This is a genomic window from Aestuarium sp., from assembly GCF_023253315.1.
In the GTDB taxonomy this organism is placed as follows: Bacteria; Pseudomonadota; Alphaproteobacteria; order Rhodobacterales; family Rhodobacteraceae; genus Marivivens; species Marivivens donghaensis.
Genome location: NZ_JALRGW010000008.1, coordinates 26160 through 39414, shown reverse-complemented (window position 1 = coordinate 39414; position 13255 = coordinate 26160). Strand labels below are relative to the sequence as shown.

Sequence of the window (13255 nt, the reverse complement as noted above, 5' to 3'; positions counted from 1 at the left end):
TTCGCACAGAAATCCTACTGCAAGCCCTTATTTTTATGGTCATTTAACCGTTTACTGCATTGCGGCGGGTAATTGGGATTGACAATTTTGAAGCCCTTTGTGAACATTTGCCCACTAACGTAGCATTTGCCCAAACCTGGGCATTGGGAGGAAATCATGAAATACACTGTGCGTGCCCTTTTGGGCGCAACCGCTCTGTGTTCGGCTGCTGCCCTAGCGCATGCTGAAACGCTGACCATCGCAACCGTGAACAACGGCGACATGATCCGTATGCAGGGTCTGACCGACGACTTCACCGCGAAAACCGGTCACACCGTTGAGTGGGTAACCCTCGAAGAAAACGTTCTTCGCCAGCGCGTAACCACCGACATCTCGACCAATGGCGGCGCATTCGACATCATGACCATCGGCATGTACGAAACCCCGATCTGGGGTGCGAACGGCTGGCTGGTCCCGCTCGACGATCTGTCCGAAGAGTACAACGCCGCTGACATCCTGCCAGCTATGGCTGGCGGTCTGAGCTACGACGGCACCCTCTACGCTGCACCGTTCTACGGTGAATCGTCGATGATCATGTATCGCACCGACCTGATGGAAAAAGCTGGCCTCGAAATGCCGACCGCTCCGACTTGGTCGTTCATCCGCGAAGCAGCCGCAGCAATGACCGACCGTGATGCTGACATCAACGGTATTTGTCTGCGCGGTAAAGCAGGCTGGGGTGAAGGCGGCGCGTTCATCACTGCGATGGGCAACTCGTTCGGCGCTCAGTGGTTCGACATGGACTGGAACGCAACCTTTGACGGCGAAGCATGGGCAAACACCCTCAACTTCTTTAAAGGCATGATGGATGAATCCGGTCCGGCTGGCTACGCCACCAACGGCTTCAACGAAAACCTCTCGCTGTTCCAGCAAGGCAAGTGCGGCATGTGGATCGACGCAACTGTTGCGGCATCCTTCGTCACCAACCCGAACGACTCGACCGTAGCTGACTCGGTTGGCTTCGCACTGGCACCGGATAACGGTCTGGGCAAACGTTCGAACTGGCTCTGGGCATGGGCTCTCGCGATCCCTGCAGGTTCGCAGAAAACCGACGCCGCGAAACAGTTCATCGAGTGGGCAACTTCGACCTCCTACATCGAGCTCGTAGCTGCAAACGAAGGCTGGGCAAACGTTCCTCCGGGCGCACGCGTATCGCTGTACGAAAACCCGAACTACAAAGACGTTCCTTTCGCACAGATGACCCTGGACTCGATCCTTTCGGCTGACCCGCTGAACGCAACTGTAAACGAAGCACCCTACGTTGGTGTTCAGTTCGCAGCGATCCCGGAATTCGCAGGTATCGCAACTGACGTAAGCCAAGAGTTCTCGGCAGCTTACGCTGGTCAACAGACCGTTGAAGAAGCTCTGGCCAAGGCACAAGCCCTGACCAACGACGCAATGGAAGCAGCTGGCTACCGCTAAGCTTTCCTCCAATGACGGTGGGTGGCCCTCGCGCTGCCCACCGCTCATTTCAATCTACGAATTACGCAAAGATCTTTAAGGTAGCGGCACAGCTACCAACAGAGGAAGTGCATTCATGGCGACCCAACATTCACGCGCTGCAGCTCGCATTATGATGGCCCCCGCGGTCATTCTATTGCTGGGTTGGATGCTCGTCCCGCTCACGATGACGCTCTATTTTTCGTTCAAGAACTACCTGCCCCTGCGTGGCGGCGACCTTGGATGGGCTGGATTTGAAAACTACACGCGCTTTGTCACAAGCAGTTCTTTCTGGCCGAGCATCCTCACCACCCTAATCATCGTTGGTGGCGTGCTGTTGATCACAGTCCTGTTCGGTGTTCTGCTGGCGCTCTTGCTGGACCGCCCAATGTGGGGTCAAGGCATCGTCCGCATCCTCGTGATTGCACCCTTCTTTGTCATGCCGACCGTGTCCGCGCTGGTCTGGAAGAACATGTTCATGGACCCGACCAACGGCCTGTTCGCCCACCTGTGGCGCGCCTTTGGTGCGCAACCCGTTGAATGGATGTCGCAGGCCTCCCTACCCTCGATCATCATCATCGTAAGCTGGCAATGGCTGCCGTTTGCGACCCTCATTCTGCTGACCGCGATCCAATCGCTGGACGGCGAACAACTCGAAGCGTCTGAAATGGACGGCGCACCTGCTCTGAAACGGTTCTGGTACATCATTCTGCCGCACCTAAGCCGCGCGATCACCGTCGTGATCCTGATCCAGACGATCTTCCTTCTGGCGGTTTTCGCAGAGATTTTCGTCACCACCGGCGGCGCATTTGGCACCAAGACACTCAGCTACCTCATCTTCCAGCGAGTTCTGGAAAGCCAGAACATCGGTCTGGGCTCTGCGGGCGGCGTCTACGCGATCATCCTCGCAAACATCATCGCCATCTTCCTGATGCGCATCGTCGGCAAAAACTTGGATAACTGAGGGAGGAGCACACATGGCACGCACCGTCACCACACGCCAAAAGGCGCTCAATACGGCCCTCGCTTGGGCTATCGGTCTTCTGATCTTTTTCCCGATCCTGTGGACCATTCTGACCAGCTTTAAAACCGAAGGTCAGGCCATCTCTGACCCACCAATCTTCTTGTTCTTTGACTGGACGCTGGAAAACTACGCGATCGTTCAGGAACGCTCTGATTACCTGCGGTTCTTGACAAACTCTGTGATCATCGCGGTTGGCTCGACCCTCTTGGGCATCGTCGTCGCGGTTCCTGCAGCATGGTCGATGGCATTCGTTCCATCCAAACGGACCAAAGACATCCTGATGTGGATGCTTTCGACCAAGATGTTGCCAGCGGTTGGGGTTCTCTACCCGATCTACCTGCTGTTCATCAAATTGGGCCTATTGGACAACCGTTGGGGTCTGGTCGTTGTCTTGATGCTGATCAACCTGCCGATCATCGTCTGGATGCTCTACACCTACTTCAAGGAAATCCCGGGTGAGATCCTTGAGGCAGCCCGCATGGATGGCGCTACACTGCGCGAGGAAATTCTCTACATCCTCACGCCGATGGCCGTCCCTGGCATCGCTTCGACGATCCTCTTGAACGTCATTCTGGCTTGGAACGAAGCGTTCTGGACGCTCAACCTGACGGCCGCCAAAGCCGCCCCGTTGACCGCATTCATCGCGAGCTACTCCAGCCCCGAAGGCCTCTTTTACGCAAAACTCTCTGCTGCTTCGACCATGGCGATCGCACCGATCCTGATCATGGGCTGGTTCAGCCAAAAACAACTTGTCCGCGGTCTGACCTTCGGCGCCGTGAAATAAGGAAAAGAATAATGGGACGCATTACGCTAGATAAAGTCACCAAACGTTTCGGCGATGTCGAAGTTATCCCGCCGCTGGACTTGACCATCGAAGACGGAGAGTTCGTTGTATTCGTTGGCCCATCGGGTTGCGGCAAATCCACCCTTCTGCGCCTGATCGCTGGGCTTGAGGACGTGTCGGGCGGCCAAATCCGCATCGACAGCAAAGACGCCACCGACCTGCCGCCCGCAAAGCGCGGTCTTGCTATGGTGTTCCAGTCCTACGCACTCTACCCGCATATGTCGGTGCGCAAGAACATCGCCTTCCCGCTCAAGATGGCAAAGATGGATCAGGCCGAAATCGACCGCCGCGTGGATAACGCTGCAAAGGTTCTGAACCTCGATAGCTACATTGATCGCCGTCCGGGTCAGCTCTCTGGCGGTCAGCGCCAGCGTGTTGCAATTGGCCGCGCGATTGTGCGCGAACCAAGCGCGTTCCTCTTTGACGAACCGCTGTCGAACTTGGACGCAGCGCTTCGCGTTGGGATGCGCCTTGAGATCTCAGAACTCCACGAGCGCCTGAAAACGACCATGGTCTACGTGACCCACGATCAGGTCGAAGCGATGACCATGGCAGACAAAATCGTGGTTCTGCAGGCTGGTGTGATCGAACAGGTTGGCTCGCCTCTCGAACTGTACCACACCCCGCGCAACAAATTCGTCGCTGGTTTCATCGGCTCGCCCAAGATGAACTTTATCGAAGGTGAAACCGCTGCACAGCACGGTGCGCACACCATCGGCATCCGCCCTGAGCACCTGACCGCATCCGCGACCGAAGGTCTATGGAAAGGTACAGTCAGCGTCTCTGAACACCTCGGCTCCGACACGTTCCTGCACGTTCATGACACCGGCCTCGCGGAATCCATGACCGTGCGCGTTGGCGGCGAATTCCCCGTTCGCCACGGTGATACTGTCTACCTCACCCCCGAAGCCGACAAAATCCATCGCTTTGACGAAAAAGGGCTGCGGATTGCATGACACGGTTTTCGGGTAAATCGGTTCTGATCACGGGTGCGGCCCGCGGGATCGGTTTTGAATTTGCAAAGGCCTATGCTGCCGAAGGCGCGCGTGTTGCGATTGTCGACATCAACGCCTCGGCCGCATTGAAGGCCGCACAAACCATCGGCAATGGCGCAATCGCCGTTGCCTGTGATGTGGCGGATAAAGCTAGCATTGATAACGCCGTGAACACGGTCGAAACGGAACTCGGCGGGATCGACATCCTTGTGAATAACGCCGCGCTATTCTCGGCCGCACCGATCATTGAGATCACCGAGGCGGACTATCAAAAGCTGTTCTCGATCAACGTCTTTGGCACCATGTTCATGACCCAAGCCGTCGCGAAGGTCATGATTGCCAACGGCAAAGGCGGCAAGATCATCAATATGGCGTCCCAAGCTGGCCGTCGTGGGGAGGCCCTCGTTGGCGTCTACTGTGCGACCAAGGCCGCCGTCATCAGCTTTACCCAATCTGCGGGCCTGAACCTGATCCAACACGGCATCAATGTGAACGCAATCGCACCCGGTGTGGTGGATGGCGAACATTGGGACGGCGTCGATGCCTTCTTTGCCAAATATGAAAACAAACCCCTCGGTCAGAAAAAACGCGAAGTCAGCGCAGGCGTCCCCTTTGGCCGCATGGGCAAGGCTGAAGACCTGACCGGAATGGCACTCTTTCTTGCCTCAAACGAGGCCGACTATGTCGTCGCACAATGTTTCGGTGTGGACGGCGGAAACTGGATGGCATGACCATGGCAATCGAACTCAACACCTCCGCTCTGGCTCAGCTCCCTGATACCATCGGCACCCCTTCTTACGACCGATCCGCGTTGACGGCGGGCATCCTCCACGTGGGAATCGGCAACTTCCACCGCGCGCACATGGCGGTGTATCTCGACCGCCTGTTTGCACTAGGTGAAAGCCATGACTGGGCGCTGTGTGGCGCTGGCGTCCGCGCAGGCGACGCAACCATGCGCGGCCGTCTTGCGAATCAAGACTGGCTGACAACGGTTGTCGAACTGGACCCGTCGGGCCTGACCGCTCAGGTCGTTGGCTCTATGATCGACTTCGTTGAGGTCGACCCCGAGATCACCATCGCGAAAATGGCTGATCCCGCGATCAAGATCGTATCGACCACCATCACCGAAGGCGGCTACTACGTTGACGCCCTGACCGATGGTTTTGACACAAAACACCCCGACATTGTCGCAGATGCTGCAAATCCCGACGCTCCGAAAACCGTGTTCGGCATGGTGATCAAAGCGCTCCGCATTCGTCGCGACGCGGGTCTTGCGCCTTTCACGTTTATGTCCTGCGATAACCTGCCTGAAAACGGTCACGTTGCGAAACGCACGGTCATTGGCCTGGCTCGTCTGTCTGACCCTGACTTTGCGGATTGGATCAGTGCAAACGTTGCCTTCCCGAACTCTATGGTCGATTGCATCACACCTGCGACCTCTGACCGCGAACGCGCGATGGTTGCCGATAAATTCGGCATCACTGATGCGGTGCCTGTTGCCTGTGAACCTTTCCGTCAATGGGTCCTAGAGGATAACTTCCCCCAAGGTCGCCCAGCGCTTGAAAAGGTTGGCGCGGAATTCGTTGAGGACGTTGCAAAATACGAGTTGATGAAGCTCCGCATCCTGAACGGCGGCCACGCAGCGATTGCCTATCCGTCGGCTCTGATCGGGCATCACTTTGTTCATGATGCGATGGCTGATCCGTTGATCTCAGAATGGCTCGACGCATTGGAACAGCGTGAAATCATCCCGACGCTGACCCCGATTGAGGGCGTTGATTATCAGGCCTATCGCGAAAAGATCATCGAGCGCTTCTCGAACCCAGAAGTCGGCGACACGATCCCGCGCCTGTGCCTAGATGGGTCCAACCGTCAGCCGAAGTTCATCCTCCCGACCCTGCGTGACGCGCTGGCGGCTGGTGCGGATGTGTCTGGCCTCGCATTGGAAGTCGCGCTCTGGTGCCGTTATTGCGCCCGCGTGGATGAAGCTGGCAATGAGATCGCGCCGAATGACGACAACCATGTGGTTCTCAAATCCCTCGCGGATGAGGCCAAGGCTCGTCCCGCCGCGTTCCTCGAAAACACCGCGGTATTTGGTGATCTAGCCCAGAACGAGGTATTCGTGGCCGCCTTTGGAAAGGCCCTGAACAGCCTCAACGATAACGGTGTCAAAGTGACCTTGACCGCCTACATCAAAGGCTAAGCCTGTTAGACATCCTGAAACGGCGCTTCTGTTCAGAGGCGCCGTTTTGCTATGATCTGCGGCGCAATTGATAACCCAATCCCGCCGAGCACCAGTGCAGCGCCGATAAGCCACTGAACCGTGATAGGCTCGTTGATCCAGACCAGTCCACCGAGGCTGGCCAAGACGGGCACCATCAGCTGCCCTACCCCTGCCAGCGCAGGGTCAATGACCGCCACAATCCGATACCAGAGCGCATAGCCAAGGCCCGAGGTGATCCCGCCCGACACCATGGCGAGCATCAACGCAGGCCCACTGAGCGCCCCATTGCCGACCATCATCAACGGCAGCACGAATAGCAGGCACAGGGCAAAGCTCATCGCGTTCACGCGAACAGGATCCCCCGCCCCACGGCCGAGCAGCGTGTAGAACCCCCAGCTCATCCCAGCGAAAGACATCAGCATCAGATCAATGACGGGCAAGACTCCGAGGTCTGATGAAGGTTTCAACAGCCAGACCAACCCGAGGAAAGCCACTATCGCGCCGATCCATTGAAACACAGATGGACGGTCGCCGCGTGCAACCACCGTAGCGAATATCGTGATCTGCACCCAGCCGAACAGCAGCAAGGCGCCAAATCCAGCGTCGAGCGTGCGATAGGCGAGCGAAAACCCGATGATATAGCCGGCGAGGCACATAGCCCCTGCAAACGACCGCGCTTTTGTCGGCCACGCCCCTCTCTTTTGCAAGAGGGCTATCGTCATCAGAACGACCGCCCCTGTCGCCACGCGCACGACGGCGAAGGCCGCAGGATCGGCCCCGTAATCCACCACGGCCAAACGGATCAAAACCGAATTGGCAGCCAGTGCGAACAACGCGCCAAGTGCTACGAGGTAGATCATCCATGCCTCCAAACGAAAACGGGGCCGCGATTGCGACCCCGTTTCCTTATCATGCCTTCGGCGATGATTACATCATGCCGCCCATGCCGCCCATGTCGGGCATTGCAGGTGCGCCGCCGTCTTTGGCAGGCTTGTCAGCAACCATTGCTTCGGTGGTGATCAAGAGACCAGCTACCGATGCCGCATCTTCGAGAGCGGTACGGGTAACTTTTGCCGGGTCGATCACGCCGAATTTGAACATGTCGCCATATTCTTCGGTCTGAGCGTTGAAGCCAAAGTTTTTGTCGTCGGATTCACGAACTTTGCCAGCAACAACTGCACCGTCAACGCCTGCGTTCTCTGCGATCTGACGAAGCGGAGCTTCGAGAGCGCGGCGAACGATTGCGATACCAGCGTTTTGATCAGCGTTCTGACCTTCAAGACCAGCCAGAACTTTTGCAGCCTGAACCAGAGCAACACCACCGCCGACAACGATGCCTTCCTGAACAGCAGCGCGAGTAGCGTTCAGTGCGTCATCAACGCGGTCTTTACGCTCTTTCACTTCTACTTCAGTCATGCCGCCGACGCGGATAACAGCAACACCGCCAGCCAGTTTGGCAACGCGCTCTTGCAGTTTTTCACGGTCGTAGTCCGAAGAGGTTTCTTCGATCTGGGTACGGATCTGTGCGACGCGTGCTTCGATCTCTGCTTTGTTGCCAGCGCCGTCAACGATAACGGTGTTGTCTTTGGAGATCGAAACTTTCTTAGCCGAACCGAGCATGTCCATAGTGACGTTCTCGAGTTTCATGCCGAGGTCTTCGGAGATCACCTGGCCACCGGTCAGGATAGCGATATCCTGCAGCATTGCCTTGCGACGGTCGCCGAAGCCCGGTGCTTTGACAGCTGCGATTTTCAGACCACCGCGCAGTTTGTTAACTACGAGAGTTGCCAGTGCTTCGCCTTCAACATCTTCAGCGATGATGATGAGCGGTTTCTGGGATTGGATAACCGACTCGAGCAGCGGAACCATCGGCTGGAGCGACGACAGTTTTTTCTCGTGAAGCAGGATGACAGCGTCTTCCAGTTCAGCGACCATTTTGTCCGGGTTGGTTACGAAGTACGGGGAGAGGTAGCCACGATCGAACTGCATGCCTTCGACGACTTCTACTTCGGTTTCCATACCTTTGTTTTCTTCAACGGTGATTACGCCGTCGTTGCCAACTTTCTGCATCGCGTCTGCGATCTGACGACCGATCGATGCTTCGCCGTTAGCGGAGATGGTGCCGACCTGAGCAACTTCGTCAGAGTCTGCAACTTCACGAGCCATCGACTTGATCTGCTCAACAACAGTGGCAGTTGCCATGTCGATGCCGCGCTTCAGGTCCATCGGGTTCAGGCCAGCGGCAACCTGCTTGAGGCCTTCTTTCACGATTGCTTGTGCAAGTACGGTTGCGGTGGTGGTACCGTCGCCAGCTTCGTCGTTGGTGCGCGAAGCGACTTCTTTAACCATCTGCGCGCCCATGTTCTCGAACTTATCTTCCAGTTCGATCTCTTTAGCGACAGAAACACCGTCTTTGGTGATGCGCGGTGCGCCGAAAGATTTTTCGAGCACAACGTTGCGGCCTTTCGGGCCAAGGGTAACTTTTACCGCGTCAGCCAGGATGTTCACACCCTTGAGCATACGGTTACGGGCGTCGGTGCCGAATTTGACGTCTTTAGCAGCCATTGCTGTAGTCCTCGTCTAAAATAGTTTCAGGGAAAGGTACGATCTCAGGCGATGATGCCGAGAATGTCGCCTTCTTTCATGATGAGCAGCTCTTCGCCGTCTACGGTGACTTCAGTGCCAGACCATTTGCCGAACAGAACGCGGTCGCCAGCTTTAACAGCCATTGCGATCAGTTCGCCGGAGTCCTTACGTGCACCTTCGCCGCAAGCAACTACTTCGCCTTCAGCCGGTTTTTCTTTGGCGCTATCAGGGATGATCAGACCACCCTTGGTTTTTTCGTCGCTCTCGACACGGCGGACCAGAACGCGGTCATGCAGCGGTTTAAAAGCCATTTTTGTAGCTCCTCAGCTATCGTTAAATCCTGTGTTAGCACTCACTCACGTCGAGTGCTAACGACGCATAGTTAGGAACCTGTCGTAGGGGTGTCAACAGTGGTGTAGAGGATTTTTTGTATCGCCTCCGCTGCCTGAACGGCATAGGTTAAATTACGACAAACAGGAGCCATGATGCGCGCGACCCTCACCGTTCTTTTCGTTTCCTCAGTTTTACCTACCGCATCTTTGGCACTCTGTTCGGGCGCATCTATTGAGGCCTTTTTCCCCGCAGACGTTTTGACTGAGGTAGAGCGCACGTCGGACGCCACCTTGAACGGCAAAGGCCTGATTTGGCGGGCTGATCGGGACGGCGATCAGATCACCTTTTTTGGCAGCTTGCACATCTACGACCCGCGCCTCTTGCCGCTCAGGGAAAAAGCCCGCGAGGCACTAGACGGCGCCGATGTTTTGCTGGTCGAACAGACGACCGAACAGTTGCAAGAAATGCAGCGCGAGCTGCTCGCTGATCCATCGTTGATCCTCCTGCCCGAAGGTCAAACGCTGATCGGCATGATCGACGACGCGTCATGGGAACTCCTTGCTGAGGCAGGCCGAGCCCGTGGGCTACCCTCACCGATGACTGCACGATTCCAACCGTGGTACCTTGTTGCTGCGCTCGGAACACCGCCCTGCGCTATGCCCGACATTCAGGCGGGACTGACGGGATTGGACGCGATGGTGATGGAGGACGCTGCTTCGCTAGGCGTTGAAACACGCGCGCTAGAGGACTGGCGCGACTCGCTGCGTATCCTTTACGACGATCCGATCGACGCTCAGATCGACATGCTCGAGATGTCGCTCTTGCCGCCAGATATCGAAAGCGCGCTCTTTGCATCCACGTTCGATGCCTATTTCGCGGGTGACGTTGCCCGCGTGTGGGAACTATCGCGCGCCGCTCTCGCCCTCGTTCCAAACGTCGATCTACCCTACGCGAACAAGGTGTTCGACGATTTCGCCGAAGGCCTCCTTGACGGACGGAACATGAACTGGATCGACAACCTTGAAACCGCAGCAGCCGAAGGTCCCGTTGTCGCGGTGTTCGGTGCCGCGCACCTTTCAGGCGACAATGGCGTGTTGAATTTGATGGCTCAGAATGGCTGGACGATCACTCGGCTGGACGAATAGCCGCCCGCCCGACTTCGGTTAATCCGTAAATGCCGACGGCCACCCGTTCGAACCAACCGTAGTGGTTGTCGGCCATCAGACGGGTCGCGGTTTTGACGCCAGTCGCCTTGGCAACCATCGCCCCTTTGGTCGGTCCTTCGACGGAAAGGAATTCCGCACATGCAATCGCATCCTGCCTGTAGCCCGTCACGATCCCCTGCCGTGTGGCACCACCGACATTTGGATCCCCCCTCAGTCGATCAAATTCGCGCAGCAAAGCCTTCGCCTTGTTCGGTGACTTGCGCGGGGCATAGGGTCCAGGGTCTGCAAGCGTTTCCGTAAACCCGTCCGAGAGGCGAACCGTAATGACGCCAATCCCAAGCCGCCGACAGAGTTTCACATTGGCCTGCAACGCCTTCCAACTCGCCCGCCCGCTTTGCCGTGGCACACAAACATAGACATTGTCCGTAATGGCCAGACGCGCGACAGCCTGCTGCAAAAGCGTGAGCGAAAAGCTAGTCTTTAGCTCTACGATGACAGGTGGTTCGTCCCCGCGACGCCCCACCACATCGACCGCACCGACCTCGGCCTTCACGACGTAGCCCTGCCGTTCCAGCAGCGCCTTCACGGGCGCATAGAGATCAGTTTCGGAAATCTTTGCCATGGCTCAGACCTACCTTGCGCAACTCAACTGCGCAATTGCGGCATGGCCTTTGGTCGCAGTGCGGCGCGAAGTGGTGACAACGGCGCTGCCCGACCATATAAGGCCCGCGAATTGATATCGCACATGAGGCAGACCTCTATGACCACGCTTGTTTTCGGCCACAAATCTCCTGACACTGACTCCACTGGATCGCCCATCGTTTGGGCTTGGTATCTGAACGAAGTCAAAGGCATCGACGCAAAGCCCGTTCTGCTGGGCGAACCCAACACCGAAGCCGCCTTTGTGATCGAGAAATGGGGCTTTGCGAAACCCGAGATCATCTCGACCGTCGAAGTAGACCAGAAGGTCGTCATCGTTGACACCAACAACCCAGCCGAGCTACCCGATGCGATCAATGACGCGGACATCACCGCGATCATCGACCACCATAAACTGGTCGGCGGTCTGGAAACCAAAGGCCCGATCGATATCACCATCCGTCCGCTCGCCTGCACCGCGACCATCATGTATGACCTGATGGGCAACGATGCAGACAAAATGCCGGACAACATCAAAGGCGCGATGCTGTCGTGCATCCTGTCTGACACGCTGGAATTCCGCAGCCCAACCACCACAGACGTAGACAAAGCACTGGCCGAGAAACTGGCGGCTGAGCTGAACATCAACATCAGCGCGTATGCCTCTGAACTGTTCGAAGCCAAATTCGGACGTGTCGTCCTTCTCTGATGCTGAACTGCTGCGCATGGACTCCAAGGAATACAATGTCGACGGCACCGAGCTGCGCGTCTCTGTTCTGGAAACCACCGCACCGAAGATCATCCTCGACCGCAAAGCAAGCCTGATGGCATCGATGGTTGACGTCGCCAAAGAAGACGGCGCGGATCAGGTTCTCCTCTTCGTCATCGACATCCTGAACGAAGAAGCCACGCTGCTCGTTCCCAACGATCTGGTCAAAAAGATTGCTGAAGCATCGTTCGATTGCACCGTCGAAGGCGATACCGTCGTTCTTCCGGGCGTTATGTCCCGCAAAAAACAGATCATTCCGAGCCTTAAGGTCTGATCCAGTCCAAGGGCGCTTCGGCGCCCTTTTTACTTTAATGAGTTTGGAGTCACTTATGACATTTAAGAATTTAATGATTGCTGGCTGCCTCTTATTTGCCGTACTCGCCGTTGGATTGGTCTTTGCGCCCTCGTTGTTTTGCACTCTTTTTGGACTGCCTTCCGATGACTCAGCACTCGTCATGGCGCGGCGCGCTGGCGTATTGATGGTTGGCTTCTCGATCCTGACCTATGTTCTAAGAAACTTACCGCCGACCCCGCTTCGCCTTAACGTCATGAAAGGCTTCATCGTAAAGTTGCTTTTGATGGCGGGGCTTGGGATCATAGAACTAATAAGCGCTAATGTTGGGACAGGTATTTTGCTCGCAGTAGTTACGGAAATCGCGTTTGCTTTAGCGTTTTGGACGACCCGCAATGATATCACCTAGTTTCCTCCGTGAAATGCAACGTGGTGAAGAGGCCGCCGTTACGGCCCTTCTGACCGATGCTTTCGGCCAACCTGACGAGGCGCGTCTGGTTGAAAAGCTGCGCAAGTCCCGCGCGATCGCAGGGGAAATGGTGCTGCCCTCCGAACAAGGGATCGTTGGCTACCTCGCTCTATCGCAGATGATCGCGCCCAAAGGTTGGCTCTGCCTCGCGCCGGTTGCCATCCAGCCCGACCTTCAACGCAACGGTTATGGCCGCCGCATGGTCGGAATGATCGCAGAATGGGCGCGTTTGTCTGGACAAACCTTGGTCGTCCTCGGCGACCCGTCGTTCTATTCGCGCTGTGGTTTTACGCCCGCGCCTGACGGGCTCACCTCGCCCTACCCCGTCGAATACACAATGGTCGCTGGTCCCGCCAAAGCGAAATCACTCGACCTGAAGTATCCCGCCGCCTTTGGCTAGACGCTTTTCTTTTACACGGGCGGGCTATACTCAGG

General features: G+C 56.6%; 13 protein-coding genes and 1 pseudogene. 10 read left to right on the top strand and 4 right to left on the bottom strand.

Annotated elements, in window-relative coordinates; genetic code table 11:
• Positions 1-156 precede the first annotated feature (156 nt).
• The 6 genes from AC1QQ2_RS06425 to AC1QQ2_RS06400 all read left to right on the top strand — a co-directional run bounded on the left by AC1QQ2_RS06425 (position 157) and on the right by AC1QQ2_RS06400 (position 6545).
• Entirely contained in the window at positions 157-1461 is a 1305-nt protein-coding gene (locus AC1QQ2_RS06425; protein WP_105234450.1) for an ABC transporter substrate-binding protein, read from the top strand.
• 115 nt (positions 1462-1576) lie between these two features.
• Positions 1577-2443, top strand: a complete 867-nt coding sequence (locus tag AC1QQ2_RS06420; RefSeq protein ID WP_479712512.1) for a carbohydrate ABC transporter permease — start codon at positions 1577-1579, stop codon at positions 2441-2443.
• A 13-nt stretch (positions 2444-2456) separates the two neighbouring features.
• Positions 2457-3287: a carbohydrate ABC transporter permease gene (locus AC1QQ2_RS06415; protein ID WP_479712511.1), complete on the top strand. Its 831-nt coding sequence runs from the start codon at positions 2457-2459 to the stop codon at positions 3285-3287.
• A gap of 11 nt (positions 3288-3298) precedes the next feature.
• A complete protein-coding gene (locus AC1QQ2_RS06410; RefSeq protein ID WP_067551446.1) occupies positions 3299-4303 on the top strand; it encodes an ABC transporter ATP-binding protein in 1005 nt (334 codons plus the stop codon).
• Positions 4300-5073, top strand: coding sequence for an L-iditol 2-dehydrogenase (locus AC1QQ2_RS06405; RefSeq protein ID WP_438986826.1), 774 nt, complete (start codon positions 4300-4302; stop codon positions 5071-5073). The genes AC1QQ2_RS06410 and AC1QQ2_RS06405 overlap by 4 nt, the downstream gene beginning before the upstream one ends.
• A gap of 2 nt (positions 5074-5075) precedes the next feature.
• Complete coding sequence (locus AC1QQ2_RS06400) at positions 5076-6545, top strand: mannitol dehydrogenase family protein (RefSeq protein WP_479712546.1); 1470 nt, start codon at positions 5076-5078, stop codon at positions 6543-6545.
• A gap of 32 nt (positions 6546-6577) precedes the next feature.
• Here AC1QQ2_RS06400 and AC1QQ2_RS06395 read toward each other — a convergent pair whose 3' ends face one another.
• The 3 genes from AC1QQ2_RS06395 to AC1QQ2_RS06385 form a co-directional block, all read right to left on the bottom strand.
• On the bottom strand, positions 6578-7426 hold the full coding sequence (locus tag AC1QQ2_RS06395; RefSeq protein WP_479712510.1) for a DMT family transporter: 849 nt from the start codon (positions 7424-7426) through the stop codon (positions 6578-6580).
• A 67-nt stretch (positions 7427-7493) separates the two neighbouring features.
• Complete coding sequence (gene groL / locus AC1QQ2_RS06390; protein WP_105234446.1) at positions 7494-9131, bottom strand: chaperonin GroEL; 1638 nt, start codon at positions 9129-9131, stop codon at positions 7494-7496.
• A gap of 44 nt (positions 9132-9175) precedes the next feature.
• The gene (locus AC1QQ2_RS06385; RefSeq protein WP_067551458.1) at positions 9176-9463 is read right to left on the bottom strand and encodes a co-chaperone GroES; all 288 of its coding nucleotides are present in this window, start codon (positions 9461-9463) and stop codon (positions 9176-9178) included.
• 174 nt (positions 9464-9637) lie between these two features.
• On the opposite strand from AC1QQ2_RS06385, the gene AC1QQ2_RS06380 reads away from it, so the two are divergent.
• Positions 9638-10630 carry a TraB/GumN family protein gene (locus tag AC1QQ2_RS06380; RefSeq protein WP_479712509.1) on the top strand — a complete coding sequence of 331 codons (993 nt, stop codon included), beginning with the start codon at positions 9638-9640 and terminating at the stop codon, positions 10628-10630.
• Here AC1QQ2_RS06380 and AC1QQ2_RS06375 read toward each other — a convergent pair.
• Entirely contained in the window at positions 10611-11273 is a 663-nt protein-coding gene (locus AC1QQ2_RS06375; RefSeq protein ID WP_479712508.1) for a DUF2161 domain-containing phosphodiesterase, read from the bottom strand. The two genes, AC1QQ2_RS06380 and AC1QQ2_RS06375, sit on opposite strands and share 20 nt — an antisense overlap.
• Before the next feature lie 138 nt (positions 11274-11411).
• Between AC1QQ2_RS06375 and AC1QQ2_RS06370 the strand changes: the two are divergent.
• From AC1QQ2_RS06370 to AC1QQ2_RS06360, 3 genes and pseudogenes are all read left to right on the top strand, one after another.
• Positions 11412-12333, top strand: a pseudogene (locus tag AC1QQ2_RS06370) (manganese-dependent inorganic pyrophosphatase).
• A gap of 55 nt (positions 12334-12388) precedes the next feature.
• Positions 12389-12760, top strand: coding sequence for a hypothetical protein (locus tag AC1QQ2_RS06365; protein ID WP_479712507.1), 372 nt, complete (start codon positions 12389-12391; stop codon positions 12758-12760).
• On the top strand, positions 12747-13220 hold the full coding sequence (locus AC1QQ2_RS06360; RefSeq protein WP_479712506.1) for a GNAT family N-acetyltransferase: 474 nt from the start codon (positions 12747-12749) through the stop codon (positions 13218-13220). Before AC1QQ2_RS06365 ends, AC1QQ2_RS06360 begins: the two co-directional genes overlap by 14 nt.
• The last annotated feature ends 35 nt before the right edge of the window (positions 13221-13255 follow it).

What these genes read in the sequence shown, in the direction of transcription:
- AC1QQ2_RS06365 (WP_479712507.1), top strand. Translation starts at nt 12,389, where the DNA reads ATGACATTTAAGAATTTAATGATTGCTGGCTGCCTCTTATTTGCCGTA.
- AC1QQ2_RS06385 (WP_067551458.1), bottom strand. Translation starts at nt 9,463, where the DNA reads ATGGCTTTTAAACCGCTGCATGACCGCGTTCTGGTCCGCCGTGTCGAG.
- AC1QQ2_RS06425 (WP_105234450.1), top strand. Translation starts at nt 157, where the DNA reads ATGAAATACACTGTGCGTGCCCTTTTGGGCGCAACCGCTCTGTGTTCG.
- groL (WP_105234446.1), bottom strand. Translation starts at nt 9,131, where the DNA reads ATGGCTGCTAAAGACGTCAAATTCGGCACCGACGCCCGTAACCGTATG.
- AC1QQ2_RS06410 (WP_067551446.1), top strand. Translation starts at nt 3,299, where the DNA reads ATGGGACGCATTACGCTAGATAAAGTCACCAAACGTTTCGGCGATGTC.
- AC1QQ2_RS06415 (WP_479712511.1), top strand. Translation starts at nt 2,457, where the DNA reads ATGGCACGCACCGTCACCACACGCCAAAAGGCGCTCAATACGGCCCTC.
- AC1QQ2_RS06360 (WP_479712506.1), top strand. Translation starts at nt 12,747, where the DNA reads ATGATATCACCTAGTTTCCTCCGTGAAATGCAACGTGGTGAAGAGGCC.
- AC1QQ2_RS06400 (WP_479712546.1), top strand. Translation starts at nt 5,076, where the DNA reads ATGGCAATCGAACTCAACACCTCCGCTCTGGCTCAGCTCCCTGATACC.
- AC1QQ2_RS06380 (WP_479712509.1), top strand. Translation starts at nt 9,638, where the DNA reads ATGCGCGCGACCCTCACCGTTCTTTTCGTTTCCTCAGTTTTACCTACC.
- AC1QQ2_RS06395 (WP_479712510.1), bottom strand. Translation starts at nt 7,426, where the DNA reads ATGATCTACCTCGTAGCACTTGGCGCGTTGTTCGCACTGGCTGCCAAT.
- AC1QQ2_RS06375 (WP_479712508.1), bottom strand. Translation starts at nt 11,273, where the DNA reads ATGGCAAAGATTTCCGAAACTGATCTCTATGCGCCCGTGAAGGCGCTG.
- AC1QQ2_RS06405 (WP_438986826.1), top strand. Translation starts at nt 4,300, where the DNA reads ATGACACGGTTTTCGGGTAAATCGGTTCTGATCACGGGTGCGGCCCGC.
- AC1QQ2_RS06420 (WP_479712512.1), top strand. Translation starts at nt 1,577, where the DNA reads ATGGCGACCCAACATTCACGCGCTGCAGCTCGCATTATGATGGCCCCC.